Below are 16,215 nucleotides of genomic sequence, written 5' to 3'. Positions count from 1 at the left end.
CGAAGGGGTAGCAAGGCATGTTCTTTTCCTGGCCGTTCTTCTTCGAGGTGCTGATCGGCGGGCTGCTGTCCGGCGTCATGTATTCGCTGGTGGCGCTGGGCTTCGTGCTGATCTTCAAGGCATCCGGCGTGTTCAACTTCGCGCAGGGGGCGATGGTGCTGTTCGCCGCCCTCACGCTGGTCGGCTTCATCAACATGGGCGTGCCGGTGCCGCTGGCCATCGTGATCGCCATCATTGTGATGATCCTGCTGGCCTATGCGGTGGAGCGCGCGGTGCTGAGACCGCTGGTGAACCAGCCACCGATCATCCTGTTCATGGCGACCATCGGCATCACCTTCTTCATCGACGGGTTCGGCCAGACGCTGTGGGGCTCGGACGTCTATGCGCTGGATATCGGCATCCCCAACCAGCCGCTGTTCTTTGGCGATATTCTGGTTAACAGCTTCGACCTTGTGGCCGCCGTGGTGGCCGGTGTGCTGGTCGCGGTGCTGGCGGTGTTCTTCCAGAAGACCCGCATCGGCCGCGCGCTGCGCGCCGTCGCCGACGATCATCAGGCCGCCATGTCGGTCGGCATTCCGCTGCGCGTCATCTGGGTCATCGTCTGGTCGGTGGCGGGGCTGGTGGCGCTGGTCGCCGGCATCATGTGGGGCTCCAAGCTGGGGGTGCAGTTCTCGCTGGCGCTGATCGCGCTGAAGGCGTTGCCGGTGCTGATCCTGGGCGGCTTCACCTCGATCCCCGGCGCCATCATCGGCGGCCTGATCATCGGGGCCGGCGAGAAGCTGGCGGAAGTGTTCATCGGCCCGTTCCTGGCCGGCGCCATTGAGGACTGGTTCGCCTACATGCTGGCCATGCTGGTGCTGCTGTTCCGGCCGCAGGGCCTGTTCGGCGAAAAGATCATCGAGAGGGTGTGACGCCGTGATTTACCGCGAGGCCGGACAATTCAAGACTTCCTATGCCGCCGACCAGGCGATCTTCCCGATCCGCCTGGACCGCTGGGGCATGCTGGTGACGCTGTTTGTCGCCTTCTTCGTCATCCCGGTGGTGGCCAATGAATACTGGCTGCTGTCGATCCTGGTGCCGTTCCTGGTGTTCTCGCTGGCGGCCATCGGGCTGAACATCCTGACCGGCTATGCCGGGCAGCTCAGCCTGGGGACCGGCGGCTTCATGGCCTGTGGCGCCTTTGCCGCCTACAAGCTGTCCACCGCCTTCCCGGAGCTGAACATCCTGATCGTCTTCCTGCTCTCGGGCGGGGTGGCGGCGGCGGTCGGCGTGCTGTTCGGTCTGCCGTCCTTGCGCATCAAGGGGTTCTACCTGGCAGTGGCGACGCTGGCGGCGCAGTTCTTCCTGATCTGGATGTTCAACAAGTTCGGCTGGTTCAACAATTACAGCCCGTCCGGCGTCATCTCGGCACCGCCGCGCGCGCTGTTCGGCGATTTCTATGTCACCGGGGCCTCCGCCTCGCCGGTCGCGAAATACCTGTTCCTGCTGGGCTTCGTGGCAGTGATGGCGCTGATCGCGAAGAACCTGACACGCTGCAAGATCGGCCGGTCCTGGATGGCGATCCGCGACATGGACATCGCCGCCGAGATCATCGGCATCCGGCCGCTGATGGCCAAGCTGTCGGCCTTCGCCATCTCCTCCTTCTTCATCGGCATCGCCGGGGCGATGTGGGCCTTCATCTATACCGGGTCGGTGGAGGCGCTGGCCTTCGACATCAACCGCTCCTTCCAGGTGCTGTTCATGATCATCATCGGCGGACTGGGCAGCATCCTGGGGTCCTTCCTCGGCGCGGCCTTCATCGTGCTGCTGCCGATCCTGCTGAACAACGTGCCGGGGCTGATTGGGTGGCAGATCCCGGTCGATATGATCGCGCATCTCGAATTCATGATCTTCGGGGCGCTCATCATCTTCTTCCTGATCGTGGAGCCGCACGGGCTTGCCCGGCTCTGGCAGATCGCGAAGGAGAAAATGCGGCTCTGGCCGTTCCCCTACTGACCAGGCGGCAAGCGACAGAAAAGCTTCGGGCAAGGAACCGCAAGAGTTCCGGCAACACGGAGAAAACCAAGGAACAGGGAGTGAAACCATGAACATCAGGAAGTTGCTTCTGACCGCCGCCAGTGCGGCGGTGGTTGCGGCCCCGCTGCTGGCGGCGCCGATCGTGGCCAAGGCGGAGCAGTTCATCCCGCTGCTGGTCTATCGCACGGGCCCCTACGCGCCGAGCGGCATCCCGCTGGCCAATGGCTTCGTCGATTATTTCGAGCTGATCAATGCCCGCGATGGCGGCGTGAACGGCGTGAAGATCAGCTGGGAAGAATGCGAGACCAGCTACAACAACGACCGCGGCGTCGAATGCTATGAGCGCCTGAAGAAGCAGGGGGCGACCGGTGCCTCGCTGGTGAACCCCTATTCGACGGGCATCACCTACGCGCTGATCGAGCGCGCGACCGCCGATAAGATCCCGGTCTTCTCCATGGGCTATGGCCGTGCGGACGCCACCATAGGCTCGGTCTTCCCCTATGTCTTCACCGCGCCGGCGACCTACTGGGCGGGGGCGGACGCCATCATCCAGTACATCCAGGCGCAGGAGAAGGGCAGCCTGAAGGGCAAGAAGATCGCGCTGGTCTATCATGACAGCGCCTATGGCAAGGAGCCGATTGCCACGCTGCAGGCGCTGGGCAAGCAGGAAGGCTACAGCCTGAACCTGTTCCCGGTCGCCCATCCGGGCCTGGAGCAGAAGGCGACCTGGCTGCAGATCGGCCGCCAGCTGCGGCCGGACTGGGTCATCATGTGGGGCTGGGGCGTGATGAACGCGACCGCCATCAAGGAAGCGGCTGCCGTCGGCTTCCCGATGGAGAAGTTCATCGGCATCTGGTGGTCGGGCTCCGAGGCTGACGTGAAGCCGGCTGGCGCTGCCGCCAAGGGCTACAAGTCGGCCCAGTTCACCGGCACCGGCACCGGCGCGCCGATCCACGCGCAGATCCGCGAGCAGCTCTATGCCAAGAACATGGGCATCGGCAAGGACACCTTCGGCGAGGTGCTCTACAACCGCGGCCTGGTGAATGCGGCGATCGCGGTCGAGGCGATCCGCACCGCGCAGGGCAAGTTCGGCAACAAGCCGCTGACCGGCGAGCAGGTGCAGTGGGGCTTCGAGAACCTGAACATGACCCAGGAAGTGATCGACAAGCTGGGCCTCACCGGCCTGATGTCGCCGATCAAGCTGTCCTGCAACGATCATGAGGGCGGCGGCGCCGTCGTCATCCAGCAGTGGGACGGCAAGAACTGGAACTATGTCTCCGACTTCATCAACCCGCGCCGCGAGATGCTGACCAAGATGTACGAGGCGTCGGCCATGCAGTACGCGAAGGAAAAGAACATCACCCCGCGCGACTGCAAGATGTAATCGGCTATTGGGGACCGTCCGTAGCGGGCGGTCCCCCTTTTCTTTCCCGAGGATGACGGAAGACGCCATGACCAGCGCAACCGCAGAAAGACTGGACGCCGCCACAGAACCGGCCGGGGCGCTGCTCTCGGTGAACAATATCGAGGTCATCTATGACCATGTGATCCTGGTGCTGAAGGGTGTCTCCCTCGAAGTGCCGCAGGGCGGCATCGTCGCGCTGTTGGGCGCCAACGGGGCGGGCAAGAGCACCACGCTGAAATCGATTTCCAACCTGCTGCGCGCGGAGCGCGGCGAGGTCACCAAGGGTTCCGTCCATTTCGACGGCACACGCATCGACGGGCTGACACCGGACGCGCTGGTGCGCATGGGCGTTATCCAGGTGATGGAAGGCCGCCACTGTTTCGAGCATCTGACGGTCGAGGAGAATCTGCTGACCGGCGCCTATACCCGCAAGGAAGGCAGGCAGGCCATCGCCGACGATCTGGAGCTGGTCTATCATTATTTCCCGCGCCTGAAGGAACGGCGGACCAGCCTGGCCGGCTATACGTCGGGCGGCGAGCAGCAGATGTGCGCCATCGGCCGCGCGCTGATGAGCCGGCCGAAGATCATCCTGCTCGATGAGCCGTCCATGGGCCTTGCGCCGCAGCTGGTCGAGCAGATTTTCGAGATCGTGAAGCAGCTGAACGAGAAGGAGGGCGTGTCCTTCCTGCTGGCCGAGCAGAATACCAATGTGGCGCTGCGCTACGCCCATTTTGGCTACATCCTGGAAAATGGCCGGATCGTGCTGGATGGCGCTGCCGATGCCCTGCGCAACAATGAGGATGTGAAGGAATTCTACCTCGGCCTGTCGGGTGCCGGCCGCAAGAGCTTCCGCGACGTGAAGCAGTATCGCCGGCGCAAGCGCTGGCTCGGCTAGAATGGCTGGGAAAGGCGAGATAGTGGCGTATTTCGATATTCTGGAGACCCGCGATCCGGCCCTGCGCGAGGCGCAGCTGCTGGACCGACTGCCGGCGATTGTCGCGCATGCGAAGAGCCATACCGATTATTTCGGCAAGCTGCTGGCCAGGGTCGATCCGGCAGGGGTGACCAGCCGGGAGGCGCTGGCGGCGCTGCCGGTCACCCGCAAGGGCGATCTGATCGCCCTGCAGCGGGAGGCCCCGCCCTTCGGCGGGCTGAACGCCAAGCGGCCCAGCGCGCTGGCGCGCATCTTCATGTCGCCGGGGCCGATCTATGATCCGGAAGGGCAGGGGCGGGACTATTGGCGCTTCGCCCGCGCGCTCTATGCCGCCGGGTTCCGGCCCTGCGATATCCTGCACAACAGCTTCTCCTACCATCTGACGCCGGCCGGATCGATGCTGGAGACGGCGGCCCACGCGCTGGGCTGTGCCGTGGTGCCGGCGGGCACCGGCCAGACCGAGTTGCAGCTGCGCGCGATAGAAGATATCCGCCCGTCCGGCTATGCCGGCACGCCGTCCTTCCTGAAGATCCTGTTCGAGAAGGCAGCGGAAACCGGGGCCGATATTTCCTGCCTGAAAAAGGCGCTGGTCTCGGGCGAGGCGCTTCCACCCTCGCTGCGCGCTGAGCTGTCGGGCCATGGTTGCCAGGTGCTGCAATGCTATGCGACCGCCGATCTGGGGCTGATCGCCTATGAATCCTCGGCGCAGGAGGGGATGATCCTGGATGAAGGCGTGATCGTGGAGATCGTGCGCCCCGGCACCGGCGACCCGGTGCCCGATGGCGAGGTAGGGGAGGTTGTCGTTACCACCCTGACGCCGGACTATCCGCTGATCCGCTTCGGCACCGGCGACATGTCCGCCATCCTGCCGGGGCTCAGCCCCTGCGGGCGGACCAACCGCCGCATCAAGGGCTGGATGGGCCGCGCCGACCAGACCACCAAGGTGAAGGGCATGTTCGTGCATCCCGGCCAGGTGGCCGAGGCCGCGAAACGCCATCCCGAGATCGCCCGCTTCCGCCTTGTGGTCGGCGGCAGCGCCGGCCGCGACGAGATGGTTCTGCGCTGTGAATCCACGACTCAGGACGCGGCGCTGGCCGCCCGCATCGCCGAGAGCCTGCAGGCCACCACCAAGCTGAAGGGCACGGTCGAGCTGGTCGCCCCCGGCAGCCTGCCGAATGACGGCAAGGTGATCGAGGACACCCGCAGCTACGAGTGATGCTATGCTGCCGCCATGACAGCGGCAGCGAACAGCAGGAAGCAGGAACAGGTACGGCGGCAGCGCCGCGCCTACCGGCTGCTGGCGCTGGGCAGCGCTGTCTGGATCGTCGGCGTCGCCATCGTCTGGCTCTATACATGGCCGCCGACAACACAGGTCTATGATGCGGCCTATTATGCCGGACAACGGGACTGCCGGGCGCGCTATGCCGGGAATTACGAGCGGGTGGAACGCTGTATCGCGCTGTTCAACCTGCAATATCTGCGCAGCCGCAACGGCCACGCCATCAGCGGGTTTCTGGTGGCGCTGTTCCCGCCTCTGCTGGGATGGTTTGCGCTGCACATTCGATATAAATTGAACAATTCGTGAATATTTTATAACCATATGTTATTGATTGATTATTAGGCTCTTTAGATTTGATCTAAATCAATGCTGCGGCGCTTAATCGGCATAGGCTCTTCCTGCTACCGGACATGGAGCAAAGGAGCCAGCCATGAAGAAGATTCTGGGCGTTCTGCTAGCTTCCGCTTTCGCTATGTCGGCTGCCGGGTCACCCACCCTGGCCGACCCGCTGCGCGATGCGGCGCTGGAAGTCTTCAAGCCCCTGCCATCGACCATCCCGGCCGTGAAGAACAACCGCATCACGCCGGAGAAGATCGACCTCGGCAAGGCACTGTTCTTCGACCCCAGGCTGTCCGCCTCAGGCGTGTTCAGCTGCAATTCCTGCCACAATCTGGCGACGGGCGGCGATGACAATCTGCCGACCTCGATCGGTCATGGCTGGCAGCGCGGCCCGCGCAACTCGCCGACCGTGTTCAACTCTGTGCTGAACGAGGCGCAGTTCTGGGATGGCCGCGCGGCGGACCTGAAGGAACAGGCGAAGGGCCCGATTCAGGCCGGCGTCGAAATGGCGAACACCCCGCCGGTGGTGATGGCGACCATCAAGAGCATGCCGCAATATGTTGACTGGTTCAAAAAGGCCTTCCCGGGCGAAAAGGACCCGGTCACCTTCGACAATCTGGCCAAGGCCATCGAGGCGTTCGAGGCAACCCTCATTACACCGGCGCCCTTTGATGCTTTCCTGAACGGCGATGACGAGGCACTGACGGCGGCGCAGAAGAAGGGGCTGGCCCTGTTCATGGACAAGGGCTGCTCGGCCTGCCACAGCGGCGTGAATGTCGGCGGCCATGGCTATTATCCGTTCGGCGTCATCGAAAAGCCGGGTGCTGAAATCCTGCCGCCGGACGACAAGGGCCGCTATGAGGTCACCAAGACGGCGGATGACGAATATGTCTATCGCGCCTCGCCGTTGCGCAACATTGCGGTGACCGCGCCCTATTTCCACTCCGGCATGGTGTGGGACCTGCAGGTGGCGGTGGCCATCATGGGCACCTCCCAGCTGGGCGAGGAGCTGAACAAGGAGGAGGTCCGGCTGATCACGGCCTTCCTGGAATCGCTGACGGGCACCGTGCCGCCGGTCACCTATCCGGTGCTGCCGCCGGAGACCGCCAAGACGCCGCGGCCCACCTCTGAGGTCATCAAGAAGTAGGTGAGGGGGGACGGTCCTTCGGGACCGTAAGCGACCGGGGTCGCGACTCTTCTGAGTTGCGGCCCCGTGTCCGCTGGACCGGAACCTGATCAACGACTAAGAAAGAGGCATGGACGATTTCAGCGGCAACGGCCTTGCCTGCCAGCGGGGCGACCGGCTTGTCTTTACCGGCGTCGATTTTGCGCTGCCGGCGGGCGGGGCATTGCTGCTGCGCGGCCCGAATGGCAGCGGCAAATCCAGCCTGCTGCGGATCATGGCCGGGTTGCTGCCGGCGGCAGCCGGAACGCTCATCCGCGCCGGGGCGCCGGTGGCGGCGGAGCCGGATGCGCACCGCGCCGACCTTTGCTATGTCGGCCATCTGGACGCGGTGAAGCCGACACTGACCGTTCTGGAGAACCTAGGCTTCTGGGCCGGCCTGCATGACGAGGACAATGCGGAGCGGGTGCAGGCCGCGCTGCGCCGGTTCGGCATTGCGCATCTGGCCGGCGCGCCGGGGCGCTGGCTATCGGCCGGGCAGAAGCGCCGGCTGGCCCTGTCGCGCCTGCTGGCAGCGGAAACCGGCCTGTGGCTGCTGGACGAGCCGACGGTGGCGCTGGATGTGGCCACCATCGCGGAGTTGGAGAAGATCATCGCCGAACATCGTGCCGAGGGCGGCATGGTGGTGCTGTCCACCCATGCGGAGATCGATTTGCCCGGTGCCGATGTGCTGGCGATGGATCGTTTCGCACCGTCCCGTTCCGCCACAAATAGCGAGGCGGCATGAGCGTGCTGGGGCTGGGCGGTTTCGGCGCGGTACTGGGGCGCGACCTTCGGCTGGCCGGACGGCAGGGCTCCGACGTGCTGCTGGTGGTCGGTTTCTTCGTGCTGGGCGCGGTGCTGTTTCCCTTTGCCGTGGGGCCTGATGCCAATGTCCTTGCCCGGATCGCCGGCGGCGTGATCTGGGTGATGGCGCTGCTGGCCGCCATGCTGTCGCTCGACCGACTGTTCCAGGCAGATTACGAGGATGGCTCGCTGGAACTGCTGGTGCTGTCGCCGCTGCCGCTGGGCTTCCTGGTGCTGGCCAAATGCCTGGCGCACTGGCTGACCACCGGCCTGCCGCTGCTGCTGGCGGCGCCGGTGCTGGCGATCCTGCTGAACCTGCCGCTGGACGGGTTCGCGGCGCTGGTCGCGGCGATGGCGCTGGGCACGCCGACGCTCAGCCTGCTGGGCGCGGTGGGGGCGGCGGTGTCGCTGGGTGCCAGGCGGTCGGGCGTGCTGGTATCGCTGCTGGTGCTGCCGCTGACGGTGCCGGTGCTGATCTTCGGGGTGGCCGCGGTCGATGCGGCGGTTGGCGGCTATCCCACCGCGCCCCATCTGATGTTGCTGGCGGCGCTGTTTCTGGCGGCGCTGCCGCTCTGTCCCTGGGCGGCGTCGGCCGCCCTGCGTCATGCGGTGGAATAGAGATGTCGAAACTGCATTATCTGGCGAATCCGGCCCGCTTCTCGCGGCTCAGTGCGCTCATCCTGCCCTGGCTGGCGCTGGCGACGATCCTGCTGATGGGGACAGGCCTCTATCTCGGCCTGCTCGACTCGCCGCCGGACTACCAGCAGGGCGAGACGGTGCGCATTATGTATGTGCATGTGCCCTCGGCCTGGATGGCGATGGGCTGTTACAGCTCGATGGCCATCGCCAGCGCCATGGCGCTGATCTGGCGGCATCCGCTGGCCGATCTGATCGCTCAGGAAAGCGCGCCCATCGGCGCCTGCTTCACCGCCATCGCGCTGGCGACCGGCGCGCTGTGGGGCCAGCCCATGTGGGGCACCTGGTGGGTGTGGGATGCCCGCCTGACCTCCGTGCTGGTGCTGTTCTTCCTGTATCTCGGCTATATCGCGCTGGTGAATGCCTTCGACGATCCGCAGCGCGGCGCGCGGGCGGGCGCGGTGCTGGCGCTGGTCGGCTGGATCAACATTCCGATCATCAAATTCTCGGTCGATTGGTGGAACACGCTGCATCAGCCGGCCAGCGTGTCGCGGCTGGATGCGCCGGCGATCCATCCGGACATGCTGACGCCGCTGCTGCTGATGGGGTTGGCCTTCCTGCTGCTCTATCTCGTTCTGCTGCTGCTGCGCGTGCGCAGCCGGCTGCTGGAGCGGCGTATTTTGGTTTTGCGCCAGCGAAAGATGGAGGAGTGGGGATCGTAAGGCGCACGAACGGAGACGAGATGCCGCAGCAATCCGCGTCGTTAGCCTCTGGCATCGCCGGCCGGAACCCCTATTCTTAGTAAACGAAGTGTCATGCCAGAGGATCGGGTGTCGATTTGAACGATCTTTCCAGCTATTTCGCGATGGGCGGCCATGGCGTCTATATCTGGTCGTCCTATGCGGTGGCGGCCACCGTGCTGGTCGTGCTGCTGGCGGTGAGCTTTGTAGGCTTGCGCCGGCGCGAGGCCGAACTGAGCCGGCTGGAGGCCGCCGATGAGTAACGCCCCCTCCGGCAAGGGCCGCATCAAGGCCGGCACACGCAAGAAGCGCCGGCTCTATATCGTCGGCCTCGGCATGCTGGCGCTCGCCTCGGCGACAGCACTGGTGCTGAATGCCTTCGAGGATAATCTGGTGTTCTTCTTCAGCCCCAGCGACCTTCAGGCCAAGCCGGTCGAGGATGGCCGCCCGTTCCGTCTTGGCGGGCTGGTCGAGGAGGGCAGCGTGCAGCGCCCCGAGAGCATGACCATCACCTTCCGCGTCACTGACACGGTGAACTCCCTGCCGGTGACCTATACCGGGATATTGCCCGACCTGTTCCGCGAAGGGCAGGGGGTGGTCGCCGAGGGCGAGCTGCGGCAGGGTGTGTTCGTTGCCCGCGAGGTGCTGGCGAAGCATGACGAGACTTACATGCCGCCTGAGGTCGCCGAGGCGCTGAAGCGGGCTGAGCACTGGCGCGAGGATGCGTCGCAGAGCGTCCGGAAATGAGTATCCGTCGATGATTGCTGAGATAGGCCATTACGCCCTGGTGCTGGCGCTGCTCGTCTCGGCGGTGCAGTCGCTGGTGCCGATGCTGGGGGCCACGCGCGGGTCGGCAGCGCTGATGGCGACCGGGCCGGCGGCGGCCGCCGCGCAGTTTGCGCTGGTGCTGGTGTCCTTCCTGGCGCTGACCTGGGCCTTCGTCACGTCCGACTTCTCTGTCTCGAACGTGATGCAGAATTCGCATTCGGCCAAGCCGATGCTCTACAAGATCACCGGCGTGTGGGGCAATCACGAGGGCTCCATGCTGCTCTGGTCGCTGATCCTGGCGCTGTTCGGGGCCATGGTCGGCGTATTCGGACGCAATTTGCCGCCCAGCCTGAAGGCCCGCGTGCTGTCGGTACAGGGCATGATCGGGGTCGGCTTCCTGCTGTTCATCCTGCTGACTTCCAACCCGTTCGAGCGCGTGTTTCCGCCGCCGCTGGACGGCAACGACCTGAATCCGCTGCTGCAGGACCCCGGCCTCGCCTTCCATCCGCCCTTCCTCTATCTCGGCTATGTCGGCTTCTCGGTCGCCTTCTCCTTCGCCGTGGCGGCGCTGATCGAGGGCCGGGTTGACCCCGCCTGGGCGCGCTGGGTCCGGCCCTGGACGCTGGCCGCCTGGACCGCGCTGACGCTGGGTATCGCGCTCGGCAGCTGGTGGGCCTATTACGAGCTGGGCTGGGGCGGCTGGTGGTTCTGGGACCCGGTGGAGAACGCCTCCTTCCTGCCCTGGCTGGCCGGCACGGCGCTGCTGCACTCCGCCATCGTGGTGGAAAAGCGCGACGCGCTGAAAAGCTGGACCATCCTGCTGGCGATTATCACCTTCGGGCTCAGCCTGATGGGCACTTTCCTGGTGCGTTCGGGTATCCTCACCTCGGTGCATGCCTTCGCCGTTGATCCGGACCGTGGCGCCTTCATTCTGGTGCTGCTGGTCCTCGCCGTCGGCGGCTCGCTGGTGCTCTACGCCCTGCGCGCGCCTTCCCTGCAGCCGGGCGGCCTTTTCCAGCCGGTCAGCCGCGAGGGCGGTCTCGTGCTGAACAATCTGCTGCTGGCGACGGCGACGGCGACGGTGCTGCTCGGCACGCTCTATCCGCTGCTGCTGGATGCGATGACCGGGGAGCGTGTTTCGGTCGGCCCGCCTTTCTTCAACGCCACCTTCATTCCGCTGATGGTGCCGCTGGTGCTGCTGATGGCGGCGGGGCCGATGCTGGCCTGGAAGCGTGCCGACCTTGCCGGCGTGCTGGGCCGGCTGCGGGTCGCCATCGGCGTGTCCGTCATCGTGGCGCTGGCGGTGTTCTATTTCGCGACGCGTGCGCCGGTGCTGTCGGCCTTTGGCTTCGCGCTTGCCACCTGGCTGCTGATGGGCGTGCTGACCGACTGGGCGGAGCGGGTGAAGCTGTTCCGCGTGCCGCTGGGCGATGCCCTGCGCCGGGCCGGCGGGCTGCCGCGGTCCGCCTATGGCATGTGGATCGCCCATGCCGGGATGGCGGTCGTGATCTATGGCATCACCGGCGACATTCTGTGGAAGACGGAATCGGTCAATGCGTCCCGCCCGGGTGAGACCCTGTCGATTGCCGGCTATGACCTGAGGTTCGATACTGTCCGCCGGGTACAGGGGCCGAACTATGTGGCCGAGCAGGGTGTGTTTACCGTCCGGCGGAACGGCGATTTCATCGCCGAACTGACGCCGGAGCGCCGGGTCTATCCGGTGACGCGCATGCCGACCACAGAGGCGGCGATCCGCTCCAACGGCCTCTCCGACCTCTATGTGGTGATCGGCGAGAGCAATGAGGGTGGACTGTGGACTGTCCGACTCTATCACAATCCGCTGGTGCCCTGGATCTGGTTCGGCGCCGTCATCATGGCGGCGGGTGGGCTGGTGTCGCTGGCCGACCGGCGGCTGCGCATCGGCGCCCCGGCGCGGCAGTCCCGCGATGCCGCCCTGCCGGTCCCGGCGGAGTAAAGGGCTTTCATGCGTCGTCTGCTCTATCTGCTGCCGGTTCTGCTGTTCGTTGCCGTGGCCGGCTATTTCGCGGTCGGCCTGACGCGCGATCCGCAGACCCTGCCCTCGGCAATGATCGACAAGCCGGTCCCGGCCTTCGCGCTGCCGCCGGCCATCGAGGGCGTGCCGGGCCTGTCCGCCGCCGACCTGAAGGGGCAGGTGGCGCTGGTCAATGTCTTTGCCTCCTGGTGCGCGCCCTGCCGGATCGAACATCCGCTACTGACCAGCCTGGCCCGCGAGGGGGTGACGATCTTCGGCATCAACCAGAAGGACAAGCCGCAGGCGGTGGCCCGCTTCCTGACCGAGCTGGGCAATCCCTATACACGGATCGGTGCCGACGCCGATGGCCGGGTGTCGATCGACTGGGGCGTCTATGGCGTGCCGGAAACCTATGTCGTGGATCGGGATGGCCATATCCGCTACCGCCATGTCGGCGTGCTGACGGCAAAGGATATCGAGCAGACGATCCGGCCGCTGCTGCGGGAAGTCGCGCGATGAGGCGGCTGGTCCTGGCGCTGCTCTTCGTCCTGCTGCTGCCGGTCTCGGCGCAGGCGGTGAAGCCGGACGAGATGCTGGCTGACCCGGCGCTGGAATCGCGGGCACGCGAGATCGGCAAGGAGCTGCGCTGCCTGGTCTGCCAGAATGAATCCATCGACGAATCGAATGCCGAGCTGGCGCGCGATCTGCGTCTGCTGGTGCGTGAGCGGCTGAAGCAGGGCGACAGCAACGATGATGTCCGCGAGTTCGTCGTGCAGCGCTATGGCGATTTCGTGCTGCTGAAGCCGCCGGTGAAGCCGTCCACCTGGATTCTCTGGTACGGGCCGGCGGGTATCCTGCTGCTGGGCGCCATCGGCGTGTTGTTCTACCTGCGCGGCAGCCGCAAGGCGGCGGATGCAGTGCCGGCAGGGGCCGTGCCGCTGGACCCCGATGAGCGCAAGCGGCTCGACGCGCTGATGGCCGAGGACGAGTCTAAATGATCATCTGGATTGCCATCGGCCTGCTGACGGCCGCGACCATTGCCGCGCTGGCCTGGCCGCTGCTGCGCGAAACAGGCCGCGCCGCGGACCGGCGCGATTACGGGCTGACCGTCTATCGGGCACAGCTGAAGGAGATCGAGCGCGATCTGGCCTCTGGCGTACTCAGCGAGGACCAGGCTGCCGCCGCGCGGGTCGAGATCCAGCGCCGCATGCTGGCCGAGGACCGTCAGCAGGGGGCTGTGGGGCCGGGCGCCGTGCCGCCGCATTACCGCGCTTTCGCGCTGGCGCTCGCCGCCGGCATCGTGCCGCTGGGGTCCGTCCTGATCTATCTGACGCTGGGCAGTCCCGGCGCGCCGGACATGCCGCTGGCCAGCCGGCAGGCGGAAATCCAGGCGGTGGCGCAGAGCAGTGCCGCGCTGACCGGCGAGGTGCAGGCCCTGCGTACGCGGCTTGAGGAAAACCCGGCCGACCGGCCCTCCTGGCTGCGCCTTGGCAATGCGCTGCGTCAGATGGAACGCTTCGAGGAGAGTGCCGAGGCCTATCGCCGTGCCGCCCATCTGGAGGCCGACCCGGAGAGTTTCGGCCTCTATGCCGAGATGCTGGTGCAGGCACAGCAAGGCATCGTCCCGGTCGAGGCGCGCACCGTGTTCGAGCATGTGCTGGCTTCCAGCCCCGGCGATCCGCGCTCGCTCTATTATCTGGGGCTGGCGGCGGAACAGGCGGGCCAGCCGCGCGCCGCGCTGGAGAATTGGGCCCGGCTGCAGGTGATCTCACCGCCGGATGCCCCCTGGATGACTATGCTGACGGCGAGGATGGAGTCGCTGGCGGCGGAGAATGGCATTGCCCTCGCGCCTCTGCGGGAGGCCGCGCGGCAGGAGATGGGCCAGATGGCCGGCCAGAGGGGCGGCGAGACTCCGGCAGCTGGCCCCAGCCGCGCCGATGTCGAGGCGGCGCAGCAGATGAGCCCGGAGGAGCGCGCGGCCTTCGTGCAGGGCATGGTGGAGCGGCTGGCCGAGCGGCTGAAGGACCAGCCGAAGGACGAGGATGGCTGGATCAGGCTGACGCGGGCCTATGGCGTTCAGGGCGAGCCGGAGAAGGCACGCGCCGCCTATGAGGAGGCGCTGACGCATTTCCCCGACAGCGTGCCGTTGCTGACCGGCTATGCGATGGCCCTGTTCCCGCCCGGCACGCCGGAGGCGGAGATGCCTGAGGAGTTCATGGCGGTGATGCGCAAGCTGAACGCGCTGGACGCCACCAACCCGCAGGCCTTGTTCTTCCTGGGCAACGAGGCCGCCCGCAAGGGCGACACGGCAACCGCGCGACGGCTGTGGACGGAGCTGCGCGAGATGGCGCCGGCGGACTCCCCCTTGCGCGAACAGATCGACCGCCGCATCGAGGCGCTGCCGAACTGAGGCAGCCGCTTGCCGCTGCCGCCGGGCTCTGCGAGACTTCCCGAAAAGAACAAGAATTTCGGGAGGAGTCATGAATCTGGCGGGCATGCTGGTGCGTGCGGCTCACCGGCTGGGCGACCATCCAGCGCTGGCGCAGGGACCGCGCACGGTGCTGGGCTTCCGCGACATGGCGCGCTCGGTAGCCAGCGTCGCTGGCGCGTTGCAGGCGATGGGTCTGCAACCGGGGGACCGGGTCGCGCTGGCGATGAAGAACTGCCCAGACTATGTGGTGCTGTTCTACGCCATCTGGTATGCCGGCCTCGCCGCCGTGCCGATCAACGGCAAGCTGCATGCGCGCGAGTTCCAGTACATCCTTGAGCATAGCGGTGCGCGGCTGTGTTTCGTGACATCCGACCTGGAACCGGTGATCGCCGGGCTGGCGGGCGAGTTGCCGGCGCTGGAGCGCATTATCTGCACCGGTACGCCAGAGCATCGGTGGATGCTACAGGCCGACCCGGTACCGATGGCGGCGGCGGGCGACGACGATCTCGCCTGGCTGTTCTACACCAGCGGCACCACTGGCCGGCCCAAGGGCGCGATGCTGAGCCATCGCAATCTGCGCGCCATGAGCCTCAGCTATTTCGTCGATATCGACGCCATCGCGCCCGGCGACTCCATTCTGCACGCGGCACCGCTGTCGCACGGCTCCGGCCTCTACATGCTGCCGCACATGATGATGGGGGCGACGCAGGTGATCCCGGACTCCGGTGGCTTCGACCCGGCGGAGATGGCGGACCTCATACCGCACCACCGGGGGCTGACGCTGTTTGCCGCGCCGACCATGGTGAAGCGGCTGGTCAATCATCCGGGCATTGGCGGCGCGGACCTGCGCAACCTGAAGACCATCGTCTATGGCGGCGCGCCGATGTATGTGGCCGATGTGAAGCAGGCGCTCGATGTGCTGGGGAACAAGCTCGCCCAGCTCTATGGCCAGGGCGAGAGCCCGATGACCATCACCGGCATGACCAAGGCGCAGTATGCGATGCGCGATCATCCGCGCTGGGAGCAGCGCATCGCGTCGGCCGGGCAGGCGCAGAGCGTGGTCGAGGTGCGCGTGGTCGATGCCGACGACAATACGCTGCCGCCGGGCGAGGTGGGGGAGATCATCTGCCGCGGCGATTCGGTCATGCTGGGCTACTGGAACAATCCCGAGGCGACAGCCAAGACGCTGGCCGGCGGCTGGCTTTATACCGGCGACATGGGCTCGTTCGACGAGGATGGCTATCTCAGCCTGCATGACCGCTCCAAGGACGTCATTATTTCCGGCGGCTCCAATATCTATCCGCGCGAGGTGGAGGAGGTGCTGCTGACCCACCCGCAGGTGGCCGAGGTCTCGGTGGTGGGATCGCCGCATGCCGACTGGGGCGAGGAAGTGGTGGCCTTCGTGGTAGCGCGGGAAGGGGGACGCGTGCCGGAGGCGGAGCTGGACGCGCTATGCCTGGACAATATCGCCCGCTTCAAGCGGCCGAAGCGCTACCGCTTCATCGCGGCGTTGCCGAAGAACAATTACGGCAAGATCCTGAAGACCGAGCTGCGCGCCCTGCTGGAGAAGGAAGGGGTGTAGGAGGGGAGTATAGCTTTGTCATTGCCGGGCTTGACCCGGCAATCCAGGGCCACAAGCACTGGGGTTAAGGGCTGGGCACCGCCCCTGGATGCCCGGATCAAGTCCGGGCATGACAGACCATAA

Annotated in this window: 17 protein-coding genes; all 17 read left to right on the top strand. The window is 65.9% G+C overall.

The window, feature by feature from the left end:
• Positions 1–17: 17 nt before the first annotated feature.
• Positions 18–911: a branched-chain amino acid ABC transporter permease gene (locus tag P24_RS04010; RefSeq protein ID WP_008943419.1), complete on the top strand. Its 894-nt coding sequence runs from the start codon at positions 18–20 to the stop codon at positions 909–911.
• A gap of 4 nt (positions 912–915) precedes the next feature.
• The gene (locus tag P24_RS04005; RefSeq protein WP_008943418.1) at positions 916–1,995 is read left to right on the top strand and encodes a branched-chain amino acid ABC transporter permease; all 1,080 of its coding nucleotides are present in this window, start codon (positions 916–918) and stop codon (positions 1,993–1,995) included.
• An 88-nt stretch (positions 1,996–2,083) separates the two neighbouring features.
• The gene (locus P24_RS04000; RefSeq protein ID WP_008943417.1) at positions 2,084–3,400 is read left to right on the top strand and encodes an ABC transporter substrate-binding protein; all 1,317 of its coding nucleotides are present in this window, start codon (positions 2,084–2,086) and stop codon (positions 3,398–3,400) included.
• A gap of 67 nt (positions 3,401–3,467) precedes the next feature.
• Entirely contained in the window at positions 3,468–4,316 is an 849-nt protein-coding gene (locus P24_RS03995; protein ID WP_008943416.1) for an ABC transporter ATP-binding protein, read from the top strand.
• A gap of 19 nt (positions 4,317–4,335) precedes the next feature.
• Entirely contained in the window at positions 4,336–5,571 is a 1,236-nt protein-coding gene (locus P24_RS03990; protein ID WP_237740161.1) for a phenylacetate--CoA ligase family protein, read from the top strand.
• A gap of 15 nt (positions 5,572–5,586) precedes the next feature.
• Positions 5,587–5,940, top strand: coding sequence for a hypothetical protein (locus tag P24_RS03985; protein ID WP_008943414.1), 354 nt, complete (start codon positions 5,587–5,589; stop codon positions 5,938–5,940).
• A 124-nt stretch (positions 5,941–6,064) separates the two neighbouring features.
• Positions 6,065–7,120, top strand: a complete 1,056-nt coding sequence (locus tag P24_RS03980; RefSeq protein WP_008943413.1) for a cytochrome-c peroxidase — start codon at positions 6,065–6,067, stop codon at positions 7,118–7,120.
• A 109-nt stretch (positions 7,121–7,229) separates the two neighbouring features.
• Positions 7,230–7,883, top strand: a complete 654-nt coding sequence (gene ccmA, locus P24_RS03975; protein WP_008943412.1) for a heme ABC exporter ATP-binding protein CcmA — start codon at positions 7,230–7,232, stop codon at positions 7,881–7,883.
• The gene (ccmB, locus tag P24_RS03970) at positions 7,880–8,560 is read left to right on the top strand and encodes a heme exporter protein CcmB (RefSeq protein ID WP_008943411.1); all 681 of its coding nucleotides are present in this window, start codon (positions 7,880–7,882) and stop codon (positions 8,558–8,560) included. Before ccmA ends, ccmB begins: the two co-directional genes overlap by 4 nt.
• 2 nt (positions 8,561–8,562) lie before the next feature.
• Positions 8,563–9,300: a heme ABC transporter permease gene (locus P24_RS03965; protein WP_008943410.1), complete on the top strand. Its 738-nt coding sequence runs from the start codon at positions 8,563–8,565 to the stop codon at positions 9,298–9,300.
• 116 nt (positions 9,301–9,416) lie between these two features.
• A complete protein-coding gene (gene ccmD / locus P24_RS03960; protein WP_008943409.1) occupies positions 9,417–9,581 on the top strand; it encodes a heme exporter protein CcmD in 165 nt (54 codons plus the stop codon).
• A complete protein-coding gene (gene ccmE, locus P24_RS03955) occupies positions 9,574–10,065 on the top strand; it encodes a cytochrome c maturation protein CcmE (RefSeq protein WP_008943408.1) in 492 nt (163 codons plus the stop codon). Before ccmD ends, ccmE begins: the two co-directional genes overlap by 8 nt.
• 10 nt (positions 10,066–10,075) lie before the next feature.
• Entirely contained in the window at positions 10,076–12,061 is a 1,986-nt protein-coding gene (locus P24_RS03950; protein ID WP_008943407.1) for a heme lyase CcmF/NrfE family subunit, read from the top strand.
• Positions 12,062–12,070: 9 nt separating this feature from the next.
• Positions 12,071–12,598, top strand: coding sequence for a DsbE family thiol:disulfide interchange protein (locus P24_RS03945; RefSeq protein WP_008943406.1), 528 nt, complete (start codon positions 12,071–12,073; stop codon positions 12,596–12,598).
• Positions 12,595–13,077, top strand: coding sequence for a cytochrome c-type biogenesis protein (locus P24_RS03940; RefSeq protein WP_008943405.1), 483 nt, complete (start codon positions 12,595–12,597; stop codon positions 13,075–13,077). The genes P24_RS03945 and P24_RS03940 overlap by 4 nt, the downstream gene beginning before the upstream one ends.
• Positions 13,074–14,489, top strand: coding sequence for a c-type cytochrome biogenesis protein CcmI (gene ccmI, locus P24_RS03935; RefSeq protein WP_008943404.1), 1,416 nt, complete (start codon positions 13,074–13,076; stop codon positions 14,487–14,489). Before P24_RS03940 ends, ccmI begins: the two co-directional genes overlap by 4 nt.
• Before the next feature lie 70 nt (positions 14,490–14,559).
• Complete coding sequence (locus tag P24_RS03930; RefSeq protein WP_008943403.1) at positions 14,560–16,092, top strand: acyl-CoA synthetase; 1,533 nt, start codon at positions 14,560–14,562, stop codon at positions 16,090–16,092.
• Positions 16,093–16,215 lie beyond the last annotated feature (123 nt).

This window comes from Oceanibaculum indicum P24, from assembly GCF_000299935.1.
In the GTDB taxonomy this organism is placed as follows: Bacteria; Pseudomonadota; Alphaproteobacteria; order Oceanibaculales; family Oceanibaculaceae; genus Oceanibaculum; species Oceanibaculum indicum.
The sequence above is the reverse complement of the archived record's forward strand: the minus strand, read 5'-3'. Positions and strand labels throughout refer to the sequence as shown.